Annotated in this window: 17 protein-coding genes; 5 read left to right on the top strand and 12 right to left on the bottom strand. The window is 49.7% G+C overall.

Going from position 1 to position 18,446, the window contains the following annotated elements; genetic code table 11:
• The first annotated feature begins 86 nt into the window (after positions 1-86).
• A complete protein-coding gene (locus tag AC2A1E_RS12310; RefSeq protein ID WP_484383984.1) occupies positions 87-1,010 on the top strand; it encodes a LysR family transcriptional regulator in 924 nt (307 codons plus the stop codon).
• A gap of 3 nt (positions 1,011-1,013) precedes the next feature.
• On the opposite strand, the gene AC2A1E_RS12305 is transcribed toward AC2A1E_RS12310, so the two are convergent.
• Positions 1,014-1,922 carry a LysR family transcriptional regulator gene (locus AC2A1E_RS12305; protein WP_484383983.1) on the bottom strand — a complete coding sequence of 303 codons (909 nt, stop codon included), beginning with the start codon at positions 1,920-1,922 and terminating at the stop codon, positions 1,014-1,016.
• Between the two features lie 110 nt (positions 1,923-2,032).
• Here AC2A1E_RS12305 and AC2A1E_RS12300 point away from each other — a divergent pair, with 110 nt between their 5' ends.
• Both AC2A1E_RS12300 and AC2A1E_RS12295 read left to right on the top strand, forming a co-directional pair.
• A complete protein-coding gene (locus AC2A1E_RS12300) occupies positions 2,033-2,917 on the top strand; it encodes an MBL fold metallo-hydrolase (protein WP_484383982.1) in 885 nt (294 codons plus the stop codon).
• Positions 2,918-2,939: 22 nt separating this feature from the next.
• Positions 2,940-3,584, top strand: coding sequence for a DsbA family protein (locus AC2A1E_RS12295; RefSeq protein WP_484383981.1), 645 nt, complete (start codon positions 2,940-2,942; stop codon positions 3,582-3,584).
• A 45-nt stretch (positions 3,585-3,629) separates the two neighbouring features.
• On the opposite strand, the gene AC2A1E_RS12290 is transcribed toward AC2A1E_RS12295, so the two are convergent.
• Entirely contained in the window at positions 3,630-4,331 is a 702-nt protein-coding gene (locus AC2A1E_RS12290) for a tetratricopeptide repeat protein (RefSeq protein ID WP_484383980.1), read from the bottom strand.
• Between the two features lie 182 nt (positions 4,332-4,513).
• Here AC2A1E_RS12290 and AC2A1E_RS12285 point away from each other — a divergent pair, with 182 nt between their 5' ends.
• Positions 4,514-6,247, top strand: a complete 1,734-nt coding sequence (locus tag AC2A1E_RS12285) for an ABC transporter ATP-binding protein/permease (protein WP_484383979.1) — start codon at positions 4,514-4,516, stop codon at positions 6,245-6,247.
• Positions 6,248-6,705: 458 nt separating this feature from the next.
• Here the strand turns inward: AC2A1E_RS12285 and AC2A1E_RS12280 are convergent, their stop codons facing one another.
• Entirely contained in the window at positions 6,706-6,870 is a 165-nt protein-coding gene (locus tag AC2A1E_RS12280) for a hypothetical protein (RefSeq protein ID WP_484383978.1), read from the bottom strand.
• Positions 6,871-7,918: 1,048 nt separating this feature from the next.
• Here AC2A1E_RS12280 and AC2A1E_RS12275 point away from each other — a divergent pair.
• Positions 7,919-8,470, top strand: a complete 552-nt coding sequence (locus AC2A1E_RS12275; protein WP_459401494.1) for a tyrosine-type DNA invertase — start codon at positions 7,919-7,921, stop codon at positions 8,468-8,470.
• Positions 8,471-8,528: 58 nt separating this feature from the next.
• Here AC2A1E_RS12275 and AC2A1E_RS12270 read toward each other — a convergent pair whose 3' ends face one another.
• From AC2A1E_RS12270 to AC2A1E_RS12230, 9 genes are all read right to left on the bottom strand, one after another.
• Positions 8,529-10,196, bottom strand: a complete 1,668-nt coding sequence (locus AC2A1E_RS12270) for an FKBP-type peptidyl-prolyl cis-trans isomerase N-terminal domain-containing protein (RefSeq protein ID WP_484383977.1) — start codon at positions 10,194-10,196, stop codon at positions 8,529-8,531.
• 86 nt (positions 10,197-10,282) lie between these two features.
• On the bottom strand, positions 10,283-10,732 hold the full coding sequence (locus AC2A1E_RS12265) for a hypothetical protein (protein WP_484383976.1): 450 nt from the start codon (positions 10,730-10,732) through the stop codon (positions 10,283-10,285).
• A 3-nt stretch (positions 10,733-10,735) separates the two neighbouring features.
• Positions 10,736-11,560 (bottom strand): LuxR C-terminal-related transcriptional regulator, encoded by an 825-nt coding sequence (locus AC2A1E_RS12260; protein ID WP_484383975.1) that lies wholly within the window; start codon positions 11,558-11,560, stop codon positions 10,736-10,738.
• A gap of 106 nt (positions 11,561-11,666) precedes the next feature.
• Positions 11,667-12,335, bottom strand: a complete 669-nt coding sequence (locus AC2A1E_RS12255; RefSeq protein WP_459401490.1) for a response regulator transcription factor — start codon at positions 12,333-12,335, stop codon at positions 11,667-11,669.
• A gap of 63 nt (positions 12,336-12,398) precedes the next feature.
• Positions 12,399-12,992: a LuxR C-terminal-related transcriptional regulator gene (locus AC2A1E_RS12250; RefSeq protein WP_459401489.1), complete on the bottom strand. Its 594-nt coding sequence runs from the start codon at positions 12,990-12,992 to the stop codon at positions 12,399-12,401.
• 361 nt (positions 12,993-13,353) lie between these two features.
• The gene (locus tag AC2A1E_RS12245) at positions 13,354-13,887 is read right to left on the bottom strand and encodes a fimbrial protein (protein ID WP_484383974.1); all 534 of its coding nucleotides are present in this window, start codon (positions 13,885-13,887) and stop codon (positions 13,354-13,356) included.
• 72 nt (positions 13,888-13,959) lie between these two features.
• On the bottom strand, positions 13,960-15,033 hold the full coding sequence (locus AC2A1E_RS12240; RefSeq protein ID WP_484383973.1) for a fimbrial protein: 1,074 nt from the start codon (positions 15,031-15,033) through the stop codon (positions 13,960-13,962).
• An 11-nt stretch (positions 15,034-15,044) separates the two neighbouring features.
• A complete protein-coding gene (locus AC2A1E_RS12235) occupies positions 15,045-17,624 on the bottom strand; it encodes a fimbria/pilus outer membrane usher protein (RefSeq protein WP_484383972.1) in 2,580 nt (859 codons plus the stop codon).
• A gap of 106 nt (positions 17,625-17,730) precedes the next feature.
• A complete protein-coding gene (locus tag AC2A1E_RS12230) occupies positions 17,731-18,405 on the bottom strand; it encodes a fimbrial biogenesis chaperone (RefSeq protein ID WP_484383971.1) in 675 nt (224 codons plus the stop codon).
• Positions 18,406-18,446: the final 41 nt, after the last annotated feature.

Genomic DNA, 18,446 nt, shown 5'->3' with positions numbered 1-18,446 from the left:
CCGAACCGATGTCGATTTGAAAAATATCTATTTCGCCATAGTCTATTCACTTATGATATGGCTTTCTTTACCTGTGGAGCACCGCTATGCCTACCATCACCCTGCGCCAGATTGAGATCTTTCATGCGGTGATGACTACCGGTAACCTGACCGAGGCCGCTGCTTTGCTACAAACCTCGCAGCCCACCGTCAGCCGCGAGCTGGCGCGCTTCGAGAAGCTGATCCAGCTACAGTTGTTCGATCGCGTGCGCGGCCGCTTGTACCCGACGGTGCAGGGCCTGCGGTTGTTCGAAGAAGTGCAGCGTTCTTACTATGGTCTGGATCGCATCAAGAATGCCGCCGCCGGTATCCGTCAGTTTCAGCAGGCACAGCTTTCCATCGCCTGCCTGCCAGTGTTTTCCCAATCGCTGCTGCCCGCTGTCTGCAAACCGTTTATCGATCGTTACCCGGAAGTGAGCTTCAGCGTGATCCCACAGGAATCACCGCTGCTGGAGGAGTGGCTGTCGGCACAGCGTCACGATCTGGGGCTGACGGAAAACACCCTCACTCCCGCCGGTACCGAACGTGTGACCTTGATGACCATGAATGAAGTCTGCGTATTGCCCGCCGGGCACCGGTTGCTGGCGAAAACGGTGCTGACGCCGCAGGACTTCAGCGGAGAGAACTTTATCAGCCTGTCGAGCACCGACAGCTATCGGCAGTTGCTGGATTCTCTGTTTCATGAGCAGGGGATCGATCGCCGCATGGTGCTGGAAACCCATAGCGCCGCCTCGGTATGTGCGATGGTAAAAGCAGGAGTTGGTGTGTCGATCGTCAACCCGCTGACCGCCCTGGATTACGCCAATCACGGTGTGCATGTGCGGCCATTCAGCGTGGAAGTGCCGTTCACCGTCAGCCTGATCCGGCCGCTGCATCGCCCCTCTTCTGCACTGGTGACGGCGTTTATGCAGCATTTGCAGCAGCAGGCGGAAAAGCTCCCCGCCCGTTTAGCCTCGGTGATTACACGCTAATCATCAGCGCAGCGTGGCGCGCCAGTCAGGATCGGTGGCAAACCACTCCACTAAAAAATCCAGCATGGTGCGCAGCGTTGCCGGCATTTGGCGGCGCGAGGTGTAAATCCCATAGATCCCCATCGCTTGCGGCATGTAGTCAGGCAGTAATTCGATCAGGTCGCCCTTTGCCAGCAACGGAGCTGCCGAGTAGTAAGGCTGCAATGAAATGCCTGCCCCTTGCACCGTGCCTGCCAGCAGCACCACCGATTCGTTGGCACTCAGATTGCCACTGACCGCCACCGCCGATTTCACGCCCTGACTGTCAAAATGCCACAGGCTTTTACCGAAATAGGAATACGTCAGGCAGTTATGCGTTGCCAGATCCTGCGGATGGCGCGGCGTGCCGTGAGCGGCAAGATAGGCCGGAGAAGCACAGACCACCGAAGCACAGGTGGAAAGCGGCCGGGCGATCAGATTCGGGTCTAGCTCATTGGTGATACGCAGCGCCAGATCGATTCGCTCCTCCACCAGATTGACCGCACGATTGTTCATTTGCAGATCCACCGCCACCTGCGGATGGCGTTTCAGATACTGTGCCACCGCCCCCACCAGCGCCGTTTGCCCAAGCGATTGCGAACAGGTAATGCGCAGCAGACCGCGCAAATCGTCACTCTGCTGGTTATCCACCAGATCGATCTCCCCGGCCAACGCCAGCATCTGGCGGCAGCGCTCCAGCGTCCGTTCGCCGGCATCGGTCAGGCTCAGTTTACGCGTGGTGCGGTGCAGCAAACGCGCCCCGGCCCACTGCTCCATCTGCGCCAGATAGCGTGTCACCATGGCGCGCGACATCTCAAGCCGATCTGCCGCCGCGATCATACTGCCACGCTCGACAATGGTGACAAAAACTTCTGCGGCGGTAATGCGATCCATGATTCGCTCGATTTACGCAATGAATAATTGCTTATTATCCGGTTTTTCTCTCGATTTATGCAACATATCATCTGGGCAACCCTAACAAATACCTAAAGGACACCTGCCAAATGTTTAAGAAATCATTACTGACCCTGGCGTTAACCAGCATCGCCACTTTCAGCACTTATGCCACCGCCGCCAATACGCTGACCCTGGAAGTGTATAATCCAGGCGAAAACAGCGTATTCCCGGTTTCTTCTGAAATCATCAGCGGTAAACACGAAGTGGCACTGATTGACGCCCAATTCCAGCGGAACGATGCTGAAGCGTTAGTGAAGAAAATCAAAGCCACTGGCAAGAAACTGACCACCGTGTATATCAGCCATTCGGATCCCGATTTCTACTTCGGGCTGGATGTGATCAAAGCAGCGTTCCCACAGGCAAAAATCATCGCATCACCGGGGACCATCGCCGCGATCAACGCCAGCAAAGACGGTAAAATGGCTTATTGGGGCCCGCTCCTGAAGGAAAATGCGCCGAAAACGCTCATTGTTCCGCAACCCTTGCAGGGCGATAGCTTTACCATCGACGGCCAGGAAGTAGAAATCAAAGGCCTGAGCGGCCCGACGCCGGATCGCACCTATGTATGGATCCCGGCGTTGCAGGCGGTGGTCGGCGGTGTGGCGGTGGCTGGTAACAACATTCACCCGTGGCTGGCGGACAACCAAAGCGTAGAATCCCGTGCTCATTGGCAGCAAACGCTGGAAAGCATCAAAGTGCTAAAACCACAGGTGGTGGTACCGGGGCATTTCCTGCCGGGTGCCGCGCAATCGCTGGAGTCAGTGACTTTTACCCAAAACTACCTGACGACGCTGGAAGCCGAATTGCCGAAGGCCAAAAACTCTAGCGAACTGATCGCCGTCATGAAAAAGCATTATCCCGGCCTGAAAGAGGGTTCCAGCCTGGATCTGAGTGCCAAAGTGCTGAAAGGTGACATGAAGTGGCCACAATAAGCCCGACAACCGAGATATAACTATGAGTACAGCAACGCTGCATTATATTTTCGATCCGCTGTGTGGCTGGTGCTATGGTGCCGCACCGCTGGTGAAAGCCGCCCAGAGCATCCCAGGGCTAAGCATCGTCCTGCACGCCGGTGGCATGATGACCGGCAGCAACCGCCGCCGGATCAGCGACAAATGGCGCAACTACGTGATACCGCACGACAAACGGATTGCCGAGTTGACCGGGCAGACATTCGGTGAAAAATACTTCAACGGGCTGCTGCGTGATACTACGGCGGTGATGGACTCCACACCGCCGATTACCGCCATTCTGGTTGCCGAAGAGCTTGCCGGGCGGGGTATCGATATGCTGCACCGCATTCAGGCAGCCCATTACCAAGAAGGGCGGCGCATTGCCGATACCCCGGTTTTAACCACGTTGGCTAAAGAACTGGGACTGCCATCTGCCGCATTTATTGCCTATATGCGCTTCAAAAGCGAGGCACCAACCGCACAACACATTGCCGAAAGCCGTGCGTTGCTGGCTCAGATAAAGGGTCAGGGCTTCCCGACGTTTGCCTTACAGCGTAGCGATGGGCATCTGTGTCAGATCCCGGTTGGTCATTATCTGGCAGACGTCGCAGGCTGGAAAGAATTGCTGGCTAACACCGCCCACTGAGTGCCTGCTTGCCCTTTCTGCTAAGAGAGGGCAATCCTCTGTGGGTTATTCCACCCGCACAAACCGCCCTTCGGCATGCACGTTAAAACCAAACCCGCAGTCACCCTCCGTGTGCAGGTCCACCGCATCAGCGGTGAAATCCAGCGTGACATCGCAGTTCAGCGATGCCTCACGCTGACGGAAAACCCCTTTCCCCTGCGCAATGGTTAATTCACCGGCCAAGTCACCCCTATTCGGACCATAATAGAGCCCCATCAGCGGCATGTAATAACCGGAAAAATCGATCTGCCAACGCTGGCCCTGGGGTTTAACCTTCAGTTCACTCCATACCCCGCGCCCGGCATATTGCCAGTAAACCCCCGCAGGCCCGGCACCAACGGGCTGCTGAGCTAAACGTTGCTGTAACAATTTCATATTGTGCTGCGATTTGCTGTCATAGGGAACTAGCGCCAGATAGGCGCGCGCCTTCAGCAGTTCACCCGCATGAATCAACGACAGTGCCACATTGTTATAGGCCGTGGCGATCGCCTGATCGCTAATCCCACAAAACTCACTCCAGGCCGCCTGATCGCGAAAGATATCCGCCGCTTTCGTATAGTTACCCTGCTGATAGGCCGTATTTCCCAACGCGGCATAGCTCGCGATCTTCTGGCAGTCAGCGTCCATATCGGGCTCATCGATATGTGCCAACGCCTGAAAACTGGCGGCAGTGCCATAAGCCAGCAACAGGGAGATCAACGCCTTCATGACTTGTCCTTCATTACCATAAACGGCCGCCAGTATAACCGCCGAGGGCATGCTCTTCACCCCTCAGACCGCATTCGCCCTATTTCAGATAGTTAGCCGTGTCAAAACTGCTTACATGTCACAGTTTGTTTGTTACCCTTCCTGCGCCCATGCTGATAAGAACTAATACATTCTGGAACATCATGAACAATACGACTTCGCAGAAACATGCCGTCTGGCAATTGATTAAGCCCTTTTGGGTTTCGGAAGAGAAATGGCGTGCCTGGGCGATGTTGATCGCCATCGTGGCCCTGTCACTGGGATTGGTCTATATCAGCGTGCTGATTAACCAGTGGAATCAGGTGTTCTACGACGCACTACAAAATAAAAACTATCAGGTGTTCAAGGAACAACTGTGGCGCTTTACCTATCTGGCGTTGATCTTCATCGTGTTGGCTGTCTACAAGATCTACCTGACGCAGGGTTTACAGATGCGCTGGCGGCGCTGGATGACGGAAAAATTCATGGGGAAATGGCTGGCACATCGAGCCTATTACCATACCGAACAGCAGCAGATTATTGATAACCCAGACCAACGTATTTCTGACGATCTCAACGTTCTGACCCAATATACGCTGTCACTGTCACTCGGCCTGCTGTCCAGCCTGGTAACACTCGGTTCGTTCGTGAGCATTCTTTGGCACATCAGCGGGCCAATGACCTTTATGATCGCCCAGCACTCTATCACTCTGCCTGGCTATATGGTGTGGTTTGCCCTGCTGTATGCGGTATTGGGTTCACTGGTGATCTGGTGGGTCGGTAAGCCGCTGGTCATGTTGGGCTTTAACCAGGAACGTTATGAAGCCAACTTTCGTTTCGGGCTGATCCGCATCCGTGAAAACAACGATGCCATTGCGCTGTATCACGGTGAACCGCGTGAAAAGCAACAGTTGAGCAATCGCTTTGAGGCTATTCGCAGTAACTGGTGGTCGATTATGCGCATTACACGCCGCCTGAATATCGCCAGTAACTTCTATGCCCAGTTTGCCATTATTTTCCCACTGCTGGTGGCAGCCCCGCGTTATTTCTCCGGCGCGATCCAGATGGGTGGGTTGATGCAGATCGCCTCCGCGTTCGGCCAGGTGCAAGGGGCGCTATCGTGGTTCATTGATGCGTTCTCCAATCTGGCCACCTGGAAAGCCTGCGTTAACCGTCTGGCAGGTTTTAACGCGGCGATAGACGAGGTGCATAACCAACCCCGCGGTATTCAACTGCAACCAGAAAGTGCACAGCCGCTGGTACTGCGCGCTCTTAGCATGGACCTGCCCGATGGGCAGCCGCTGCTGAGTGCCGCCACTATCGCGCTGAAGCGTGGTGAACGCGTGCTGATCGTTGGCCCTTCAGGCTGTGGTAAATCGACCTTGCTGCGCGCCATTGCCGGGATCTGGCCTTACGGTTCCGGTGAGATCGGTCTGGATAAATCGTTGAGCACCTTGTTCCTGCCGCAGCGTAGTTATATTCCGATCGGTACGCTGCGTGAAGCCCTGAGCTACCCACATCAGGATAAGGACTATAGCGATGAACAACTGCTAAAAGTGCTGGAGAATTGCCGCCTGAAACACCTGCAACGCTGGCTGGATACCAGCGCCAACTGGAGCCATCGGTTATCGCCGGGTGAGCAGCAGCGGTTGGCGTTTGCCCGCGCGATCCTCACCCGCCCAGACATTCTGTTCCTGGATGAAGCCACCAGTGCGCTGGATGATGAAACCGAGCAGTTGATGTATTGCCTGTTGGTGGACGAACTGCCGAACGTCACGCTAGTGAGCGTGGCGCACCGCAACAGTGTGGCGAAGTATCACCAGACCTGCTGGCGCTTCAGCCGTAACGAGAAAGGGCTGGCACATATGGTGCTGAGTCCGTTACCCACGGTGGGCTAAGACATCGTTTCCCCTATCTCAATGAGCGAGCCGTCGTTCGTAAGTTGAGATAGGGGCATATTGGGCAGAGCAAATCGCTCAGTTAAGTAAACTGACGCCGACATAAGTCACCAAGCCAACAACCACTAAAATGAGAATAACGGCAACGGTATAAAGGGCAATACGGCGAGGGCTATAATTGGGCATGGTCATTCCTCTTAATTTTATACAAATCAACAATAAGTTTATACCCAAAACCCTTGGAGTGGCAGCCAGGTAGCCAGGGCATTTCCTCACCGTCTTGCCACAACCAGGGTTTATGCCGTTCAGTTCACTGGCGTAATCGATCGTTGTCGGTCTGGAGGAGCGGCGGGCCGTTATTTGGCACTTACGCTGCCCCAATCCTCAGACTTGCGAAGATGACACAGCATAGCGATTATTAGGCTTGTTTAATGAGTTGGCTCAAGCCAGCAAGGCGTTTACAGATTATCGGCTAAAACAGGCGGTTCCCCCTCATAAAACTCTGGTTGCCAGAGGTCTTCAATAAAAGTGCGCTGCAAGTCGTTCAATTGCCAAGTGGGTGGAAATACCGCCTTGGTCTGTAACTGAGCATCCCTTTGAAAATTAATTGATTTATTATCCATAGGTTCGCTCCTGACTACCCTGTATCCAATAAGTTATTGCTAACATTTCAGCCCAAATGTGCCTTGCTTCGCACAGACTAAGCCGTTCTCTGCTCATTCATAGTAATAACAGCAACAACCTACATATAAGTTAAATCAATAGTAAAGTTCTTTGCTATCAATTCAAAAAATCAGTCATCTAGTTTATTCCTATGAAAAAAAACCAACAAATTAATTATTCGAACCATTCTCAAAATATTCTGCACAGAGAGCACCTGGCGATAACCTGATGAAATAAGGGCATTAACGGAGAACATTACCTTATGCCAGAGACAGAATCGTCTGGGAGTCACTCACGAAGAGGTAATGAATACCCATCGCAAGCGATTAAGACATCACCATACAAGCTTCAGCGATCGCGTGCCTGGTGACTCATCAACCAATCTGAGCCACAGAATCCTTAGAAACGCTATATCGACACCGAGCAATGGCTGGCATTGTAATCAGAGACAGCATGATATCAATAATAATTATCATTTTGTTTCTACCGCCATCAAGGCGAAAGGGGCAAGCTGTTCAAGCCTGACTGCGCAGAAAACGGGCTCGTAAGGTACGATACCGTCGAAAATAAGAAGAAGCCAGGTCACTCTTACACTTGAAGTAGCGATATCAAAAACAGATAAAAATGGATTATAAAAAATTACGTCGCATATCATAAAATAATCGTCATCTTGAAATAAATACTCCGATTAAAATTAAATATTTCAGTCTCCGTGATAAATGTACACATTACGTAGCACTAAGAAAAAGCTTACCCCCCCTGAAAAAGAATGCATTCATCCCCTATGATGTGATGTCCCCCATAAATAAATGATTATTTTATGAACAGATACGCTATTTTTTTTCACATTAACAATGCGTAATGCCTCTTCAACCCTACTCCCCAGCAAATTTTAACGGAAAGTTCTTAGATGCGGCTGTTGTTATTTTAATTGCTGAAAGCAGGTATTCGATGTTTAAATAATCACGCCACAGTAATATTTGCTTTTTGTAACGCAGGAAAAAGAAAATGAAAAAACGCAAATATCTCAGTCACATTGAAATTGAGAGAATGATCTCTGCTATACCGGATGGATCCAATGGTTGGCGAGATCGCTGCATGCTGTTGATGTGCTTTATTCATGGGTTACGCGTCAGCGAACTCAGAGGGTTACGCTTGGAGGATATTGATCTAACGACTAACCGTTTACACGTTTCTCGTTTAAAAAATGGTTTTTCTGTTCAACATCCGATTCAAATTCGCGAGCGTTTGGCGCTGAACAAATGGCTGGCACAACGCCCACGCTATCTGGAGTCCGACAGTCAGTGGTTATTCCTGTCCCGCCATGGCGGGCAAATTTCACGGCAACAACTTTATCGTTTAATAAAAGCGTATGGAGAATTAGCCGGTATCAGCGTACAGGTGCATCCCCATATGTTGCGTCATTCCTGTGGTTATGCACTCGCCGATAAAGGTGTTGATACACGGCTAATTCAAGATTATTTAGGGCATAAAAATATTCAAAACACTGTTATTTACACTGCAAGTAACGTTGAGCGCTTCAGAACAATAAATATTTAACCCAAAACTCGAGCTATTCTTAATTATCCCCAGCGCTCAACGTCTTAAAAATCACCTACTATCTTACGGGAGTAACAGTATCGGCAGGAGCCACTACGTCTAATATCCTTACGTTATATACCATCGTAGAACCCGGCGGGATGTCCGGTGGTAGGCCTTTATCGCCGTAAGCCAAGGTTGGCGGTACTACCATCGTCATGCTGCCGTGATTCTGCAACTGCGACAGCGCGGATCTGAACATAGGCGGATAGCTGCTCAATGGTTGCCGGATCGACGTACCCGCCGCTTCCATGTCCTTAATCACTTTGCCATTCGTCAGGCTTTCTTTCACCACCACAGACACAATGCTGGTATCGTCAATCTTGCCTTTACCCGCATTGTCAATACGGTAGAAATAGCCAGAGGCGTCTTTCTTCACCTGCTTTTGCTTTTTGAACTGCGCGATATAGCGCGAGCCCGCCGCTTCGGTTTCCCGCGTACGCTGTTTTTCATTGGCACTCAGCGCAGCCTCAGTGGCCTGTAGCGCTTTATCTATCTGCTCCTGCGGCAGCTTTACCTTGCCAGCAAACGCATCCTGCACGCCTGCCAACGCCAGGCGATTATCGATCTTTATCCCCTGTGCCGTTCTCTCTTTCAGCAATGCCAGCATGTCATCGGCCAACGAGCTGCCGATCGCATAATCGCGAATTTCGCTCTCGGTTTTCGGTTCCACAACAGCATCGCTCTGCGCTTTCTGTAGTTCAGTCAGTTGCTGTTCCAATGCGCTGCTTTCCCGCATTTTCTCGCTCGCACTGTCCCGCAATGCAATAAGCTGGCTCTGCAAATCTTCACTCTTCTTGCGGCTCTCATCTAAAGCTGCCTGCAATGTCTGATTGCTTTTGGCTTTTTCACCTTCTGACGCCACCAATGTCTCTAGCTGTTTTTTCAGAGCCGCCATTTGCTGCGCGCCTTCAGCGGCTTTACTCGTCAACATCGCTAACTGCTGCTGTGCCGCCTCACTCTGTTTCTTACTCTGCGTCAATTGCGCTTTCAGGGCATCCTGCTCGCTGCTCTTACCCGTTTGTGCCACGGTCATCGCATCCAGTTGTTTTTGCAGCGCTGACGCCTTCTGTTCTTTTTCACTGGCTTTTGCCGTTAATACGGCCAATGTTTTTTGTACTTCTTCATTTTGCTTACGACTTTCGTTCAGCTGTGTCTGAAGCGCCTGGTTCTCTTTGTTTTTATCATTCTGCGATAGTGCCAATGCATCCAACTGTTTCTGCAATGACGAACTTTGCTGCTGACTCTTATCCAAAGCTTGCTGCAGACGGCTGGTATCCTGCTTATTCTCAGACTTCGCCGTCGTGGCTGCCGCTAAATCCTGCTGCATTTGCTCTGTTGTCCGCAGGTTCTCCTGGAGATTTTGTTTCAACTGGGCAATTTCAGCACGCGCATCCGCATCCTGTTGAGCGGATTGACGCAACTGCTTCAACTCCTGATCCTGCTGACTCACAGTCGCATTCAACTGATTGATTTTGGCTTGCAGCGTTTTTAATTCTGCTACTGGGGCTGACTGGGATTCACTTGGCCGTTTGCTCTGTGCACTCTTGGCAGGCTTAGTGCTGCTTCTCTTTTCACGAGGGGGAGGAGTAATTGCTTCTAGTTGAGATGGGGTCAGCAACAGCAGCGCCGGAGCGTCATCCACTTTACTGGTGATCGCATTCAATGACTCGAGCGTGGTGCTCATATCATCTTGCAGTCTATCTGTTGCCCCAAAAGCACAGCTCAAAGGCAGTGTCAGCGTAAAAAAAAAGCCATACTTTAGACTCTGTTTCACTTCAGGCTCTCCCCTTTACGAATCAGTCCATTCAACACATCGCGCTCAATTTCAGCACACACCTGATTGGTTTTATATTTATACAAGGCGTCCAACGTATCTTTGGTCAACGAGTTGATATCACCACGAACGGCACTATAAACCGAAGCATTTCTTACCAGACTATCGAAATAGGCTTTTCTGGCGGCATAGGCTCTCGGGTTTACCACTTTCAGGGAAGCAAGCTCACTCTGGCATAACCCCAGACGATTTTGTTTCACCTCTGGCTTTTCAATCACCGGTTGAGGCGGCGGTTCGACTGCGGCGGGAGAAGAGACGATCGGTTGCACCTTGGATGGGGGGGGACTGCTTTTACTTGCGCAACCGGCCAATAACAAACCGCTACTGACGATAAATCCAACCAACAGCCGCCTGCTGCATCCGTTGGTTTTCTGAAGTTGTTCCAAATTCTATTCCTTCCTTGCTGGATAATGACCTGCCATCACCACCCTGGAATGGAGCACCTCCACCGGTGGTAACCATGTCGGTAATGTTTTTATTTCTCTGCTATTGCCGCGAATACGGCTCGAGAGACTGTCAACCGAGTGTTCTGAGTCGTCATCCAGGGCCAGGGTCAACTCCAGATACAAATATTCCAGCATCTCTTTCATTGCTACCAGATCGGCGCAGTGAGTGATACCCAGCTTGTGCATGGCTTTACCCTTGATCGCCATCACCGTTTTTTCGCTGCGAAGCAACAATTTTGCGGTGCGCTTTACCGAGTCACCCTCCAGCAAGTGCTGTAATACTCTCAGTTCCATCAGACGCAATGTTACCTCATCTGAAACTTTGCTCAAGTTATCCGACAATACATTTTTTATTCTGACACTGCAGTAAAAGGTTTCACGCCCTATTTGCGCAAAAGCCTGCTCAATTTCCATCAAAGAATCATGCTGACTTAAGATCCCGCTCACATTAAGTTCAGATAAGCATCGCAGGAAGTAGGGAATATAAACATCCACTATCACGACAATTTGCATGTTTGGTCTGGTCTGACGCAATGTCCGGATAAACTGCAACTGCTCTAGCCAATCTGTCTGCTGTCGACTAAAGGCCATAACCAGCAGCTCAATATTGGAGGTGACCAACCGTAATCGGGCTTCAGTCAAGGAGTGCATCCGCCAGCACTGCCAGATGTCATGGTGTTCTTTCAAGTGGTGTTCAATACCGCTCGCCGTCACGTGGCAAGGGATTAGCAGTGCAACACGTGAGATCGGTGGACTGCGTAGAGTCATGAGAATTCCCATCCATGAGAAAGAAGGCTAATCGCCCGCCAGCATTTATAGTGACGACGCCTATCTGATGAGCGAATAGGGGTACATTCCCCTATTCGCAAGACCATCAATCACACGCAAACTGCTGGGTGATATTTTTCCTGAGCGAAAACAGCTCACTGTCATTTTTGACCTGCAACTTCCGCATGGCATTACATTTATGCGCGCTGATAGTTTTAATACTGCGATGCTGCAACTCAGCAATTTCGCGCAGGCTCATCCCATTGAATAAGAAGGTCAACACATCATTTTCACAACGCGTCAGGCTATGCAGGCTGGAAACATCATCGGAATCGGCACGGGCCAGATAGGAACCAATCAGTGGGCTTAATACGCGCTCACCATTGAATACACGGTTAAAGAACTCACCCACCAGTTGCAGATTGTCGCCACGAGAAACAACGCTGATATTGGCAACATCCAACAACCTGCCCAGATCTTCCCCCTTCTGGCAACGGGTGTAAACAATCACTCGCAACGTGGGCAGCAGTGCGCACAAATTCAGCAGTGCCTCACGCCCCTGAGCCGTTGTTTCATTCAGACCATTTAATTCGGTGATAAGAATATCGACAGGCTGATACAACAACCCTTCGGAAACCGCTGCCATACTGGTTTCCTGCACAATAATCTCATTCGGTACGCTCAGCGTTCCAATAAAACACGACAGTCCGGCCAATGTAAGCGGGCTGCGATCCATTAGGGCTATGCCGATCGGTTTTTGCGACGAAAGGGTCATATTCTACTCCTGTATGAATAACATGCTCATTCCATCCGGGAATGAGTACCATCTGTATAAACGCTAGCGGGCAAATACCGGACCGGTTTTTGCCATCCATTTCCCCTGCAAATAAAGCTCACCGTCACTCTGGAAGCCTAATTTGTGCATGGCATTGCGTTTGTGGGTGCTAACGGTGCGGACATCGCGATGCATCATCAGTGCTGCGGTAGTCACGCTTTTACCGGAAAACAGATAAGCCAGCACGTCTAACTCACGGGCCGTCAGCGCTTTGCCACCGGCAGAGTGGTTGGCCAGTAGCTGTCTGACTTTATGGCTATAACTGCGGCGACCTGAAATCACTTGCTGTACACATTGTGTCAGGGCGATGGCGGGTTCTTGTTTCAATACCAACCCTTTGATCCCTGATGCGGTCAGTAATTGCAGCACCCGTGGGTCATCAAGCGCGGTACAAACGATCATTGAAGTGGTTGGCCAATGTTCCAGGCAAAGCGCAATCAGCCGCAGGCCATCCAGCACAGACTCTTCTTCCCCACATAATTCCATAATCAGTAATTTAGCGGGGCGGTGGTGCATCAATGTAGGGATTTCCGAAAGATTGCTGACAAGTTGTACCCCGTCCGCAAATCCACAAGACTGGGCCAAAATGTTACGCATACCGAGTGCTGTGATTGGGCAGGACTCCATTACAATCACACTTTCCCCTTTTTGCCCGTAAGGATGTGGGGCAGGTGCACTCACTCTTTGATAAGTATGAGCTATGGTCATAGTTACTCTCCCTTTTCTGCAGGTTACTGATCCTTTACTGCGTCCTTTATCAATGGGTATACAGAATTGCCCTTTAATGACCGAGGGTTATTATTTTTTCTTGACTCTTCCCAAGTGACTGCTCAAAAAACGTAACGAAACGGCAATACAATTAAAAAGCCCCAACTGACAATTTACATAGACACAGGCAACGAGCAATCCGTCATGAGCTGGGGCTATATTTCTCATGACGGAAGGGTACTAAAGGTAATTACTGGTAGGTAAATGCCACTTGGACGGTACCAATTACACTACCTGGCGTTGCGTCACCAGTAGACGAATAGGCGCGAGCTCGCAAGTTGAAGGTGGCATCACTCGTTGCCGATACCACTGGTGTAACCATCGTGCCGCCATTACCTACTCTCTGGTTTAGCACAGCATCCTGTAATTCAATCTGCACCTTACCCGCATTGCCTGTGTTTTTATAAAGCCCAGTTTCTTCATCAGCTTGGGTACCACTAAATGCTGCGGTCACTGAACTTGTAGAAGGTGGGCAATCTTTCATATGCATTACAACCGGCACCCATGTTGAGCCTGTTTTGGCACTTAGACTCGTTGCCTGAATATCGGAGCCTAAATCAACATTAATGTTGCCACCAGAATCTGCCACAACCGTGCATGGCGATGCTTTAATTGTACCAGTAATGTTCAATTTTGCATTATCAGCGGCCAGCGCAGAATAACTCATACCAATAGCCGCCATACATAACACTGTATTTTTAACAACGCGAATGTAAGATTTCATAATATCCTTATCCTTTGGTTAGCATCCCGATAAAAAACACATCATCGTGATAATTATTTGGTGATAAATAAACTATTCAATTTCAACCTTAACTGTTCCCGTTACATTACCAAACCCTCCGACTGCGGGTGTATTACCGGTAGTGTTAATAGGGTACACAGTCATTTCCGCCTTACCAGTACTATTTAATGTACCGGTTCCCGTCATTTCCATTGGCAACAGACCGTTATTTGGTGAAACTGGATTACCATATTTATCATCAATTTTTATAGCAATATCACTGTTAGTCGTTTGCAAAGCACCCTTGACTTTAGGATCTTCGGCAGCACTAAATGATAAATTAACTTTAACACCCTCCGAAATGTTTGTGCATGCTACAGTTAACTCTTTGGTGATTGGCGTAAAACCATCCGGCTTAGCTCCTGCCTTCTTGAAGCTAGCAGACAAAATATCGCCCAACTCAACAGTAATTGGATTAGGACTTATATCACAGCTCTGCTGAACTGTTACTGTACCACTGAGAGTTACCCTGATCGCAATAGAGTTATTAAAACTGTCAGGTTTTGAAGAAATATAAATATTGAGTAATGTTGGGTTACCCAAGTTCAACTGACCAACAAAAGGACGACGGAAATAGAGGTGAATTTTCCCGGTTGCACCACTATCATAAACCCACCGGCACTTCTGTGAACCTATCATATTTGACTGATTCACAACGGGGACTGGGAAGTAAGCCCCTAGTCCGCCATTAACCCCACCAGCAATGTTTACTTCGGCAGATAGCGCCAGATAGTCATTTAAAATATAACCTGTAAGTCCTTTTACTTGAAAACCTGCCTCTGGTAGTGGCGATAATGCCGTGATATATGATGCCCCCATGTCAGGCGGATTATCGCACTGACACACCATGATATAAGATCCTTTTTTATCCCAAACACCAGCCGAAGCGTTCTCTTCAGTATAACCAGCCCTGTTTGCCAATGGATCGCTAAATATTTTGTTAAACTTAACGTCAAAACTCTTGGTACTACCATCCTCAGGCATACAGACCCCAGAAGCAGCATAAGCATGCTGTACCAAGCATACACTACCCAAGAAAGCCGCACCGACTGTTAAGGTACGTATCATCGAACGTAACATTTTCATAATCAGAACCTTTATAGACACTGGCCGTTCATTTGTTGAATGCCTGCATTCTCTTTGTTTTCAGCCATAGAGTAAGAAACCTGGCACTGCTGTGCTGCCGCATTACCCCATTTCACATTCAGCTTGCCGCTGCCGGACATCCCGGTGAGGTAAACCTGCCCGCTGTCGCCTACAATACTGGCATTTTGACCATCAGCATCAGTTACGGTGGCACCAAATGGTACCGGCGTTCCACCCTGCATCAGTAGAGTCATCAACACACGTTGACCAACATTCGGTTTAAATTCAGCACGCACTACCGCACCACGGGTTGGAATCACCGTCTGGCTAGTCAAGGTCATATCCACGTCATCCGGCAAAGTGGTGGTATCTAACCCGGTAATATTCTTACGATAGGCCGAGGCATAAGGCACTACGGCGTAACCCCGCCAATCGGTAGTCACCCCGGTCTGGTTAGCCAGGCTGACACCTTTGGCCCCCGGCGCTTTCACCAACACCACCGTTTCACCCAATGACTGCGACAACGTCAGGCCATTTTCATGCACCATAACGCCACCCTGCACGCCGTAGTTAATGCGCTGTTGTGATTGATCATAGCCGTAACCAAGGTTTACCTGACCCAAGCCACCGCGATAACCTACGCTAGCGTTACCATTCGCCCCACCGCCCTGGCTGGTGTATCCTTGGCTGATGCTGTAATCCAAGTTATTACTTGGCAAGGCGGTACCACTGAGCCCAACGCTATTGCTGGTAGTACCATGACGGCTGGTGTTCATGCTGTAGTTGGCGTAACTGTTCGGCAACCATTTGCTTAACGGCACACTGACGTTCAAGGCAAAGATTTGATCGGTGAAATTGGTACGTTCTCCATTGCTGTCGTAACCATTTTTACTGTAGGTGTAGTTCAGACCGTAGCTGATGCTGTTCCAACTATTGTTGTAACCTATACTCGCCGACTGGTTACGACGACTATCGTTCCAGTAGTCTTCACTGACCAAGCTAAGAGACATTGTCCCTGCACCTTCCCACAAGCTCTGGCTCAGCGTCAGCTCAGCACGGCTCTTCTTATGTGAGAAATAGGGGGCTGATCTACCATCAGTATAAGTATCCAGGGTTTCCTGCAGCGTATAGAACCCTTGTGTTGAATAGCGGTAGCTCGCCAAACTGAAGTTGGTGCCGGTTTCAACAAAGCTCTTACCATAGCGAAGGCGGTACGATTGACCGTTATCTTTCGCCATATTTTCTGGTTTAGCCCAGGCTTGAGTAATGTCGGCAGAAAGCGCACCGATCGCCCCCATATTCTGACCCCAGCCAACAACGATTGACTGATACTTACTGGCCGCCTGTACCCCACCATAAATCGTTGCACCCCACGGCAGACCGTAAATCCCAGTGCCTTGGGTGAAGGGTGTTTTCTCTACATCGCTATTAGGTGAACGATACTGTCCGCTGGTCAGGCTATACTTGAAGCGACCTTCACGTTGCAATACCGGTACTGAAGCGAACGGCACCACCAGATTCTGCTCACTGCCATCAGCTTCCCTGATCGTGACATTCAAGTCGCCACTGCCTGCAGTAGGATACAGGTCATTGATCACGAATGCGCCCGGTGCAACGTAGCTCTGATAGATGATAAAACCGTTCTGACGGATGGTAACCTGCGCGTTACTACGAGCAATACCACGCACTACCGGCGAATAACCTTTCATACTGTCCGGCAGCATGTCGTCATCCGAGGCTAACTGGCCACCACGGAACGGTACACTATCAAAGATATCACTTGGCGAAGTGCTCTCCCCCAACACCATTTGGCTTTTCAGCGCGATAATGTCACGCTGCAAATAGGTATTGATCGAGTTCCAATGACTCTCACCCTCACTGTCACGATTCCAAGTAGAATAGTTACGCAGGCGCCATGCACCCAAGTTCGCCCCTGAGCGCAAATTAAGGAAGTAGTTACTGGAGTTATCGTTGCTACCACCAATATTGGTATTAGTAACTTTATTATTACGAGTCCAATTATTAGCCCCACTGAAGCTGTAATTCACCAGCAACGCAGGCACACCTTGATCCCATTTATCTGGCGCAACATAGTCGCGCGCGGACAGATTCAGCGCCGCCTGAGGAATACTTACATCTAAACGTTGCTGATTGAAGCGAAACGTAGCTGAGGCCTGCGGAATGGCATTCGCCAAATTAACGCATTGCCCAGAAGCTTTGATCACAGGAAAAGACTCAACCTTCACGCCCATAGATTCGAGCATGCCACTACTTAGGCAAGGTTGCAGGCTGTCTTTGCCTAACGCATCTTTTTGCAGGGAAAAATCAAGATCATGGGTGTCGACCATTTGACCATTCAAATAGACGTCAACTCGATACTTACCTGGAGCCTGAGTATTGCCGTCTTCAAAAACCGTCAGGTCAGCGCCTCGCTGAGACGGATTATCAAGTTCCAACAATGCTGGGTTAAAGAAATCGCGAGCTTGTACACCACCGGAAAGCCCCATTAACATTGCAACCTGACATGATATTAACCACGCCAGAGGGGTACGGTTAAATCCGCGAGAGCCTAAACGCTTCGGGTTATTCATCCATTTAACTCCATTTATCAGCAGTGCCAGTAGATTCCGGCAAGCCGCGTCCTTTCCCTGTCACTACCTGTACAAGGATTGATTTTTAGTTATCTTGACGTGTGCTTTATAAATTCCCGGTGAACGGTTTACTGGTACCACCGTAATCATTAATAATTTCCCAGCTCAAGGCTCCACCGCTACTACCAGCAGGGAGATCAAAACGAGCACTGGATTGCGGTGCAACCATAGTGGCGCTCTTAAGTTGGTTACCGTTAATTTTGACCTTGAAGAAGGTGATATAATAAGGTGAAGAATTGGTCACTTGAACTGCATTGCCACTACGTTGCCACGTTAGTGCCTTAGCTGCTTCATCAAGCGTTCCTGGCAACCCTTGTGGACGATAAATCAATTTGATACGGGTCTTAACCGCAATTTGCAGCGTGTTATCTTTTTTCTCAGCTGAAGGAATAGATTTGATATTTAGCCAGTACAACGATTCTTTATCAGTTGGCAGGTTACCGCCAGCGCGCACTACGCGCAGAATATTGTTTTCACCACCGTTTAAACGGAACAAGGGTGGAGTAATAATAAACGGTGCTTTGGACATATCACCCTCTTGGGAGTCAACCCAAGATTGGATCAGATAAGGAACTTTGTCAGGGTTGTTGATGTTTAAGGATGATTCCTTTTTAGCACCATCATAAATCAAACGAGTCCCGCCAATGACAATTCCCGCCTGAGCCTGTAAGCCGAATACCAATAATAGCACTGCGACTATTGCGCTCTGCCAAACTTTCATTTCTTATTTACCCACTTAGACCATTGATAGAAAAGCCAGGG

Source organism: Serratia sp. HNCC26DJ206 (assembly GCF_057180605.1).
This window is presented reverse-complemented; position numbering and strand designations above follow the sequence as displayed.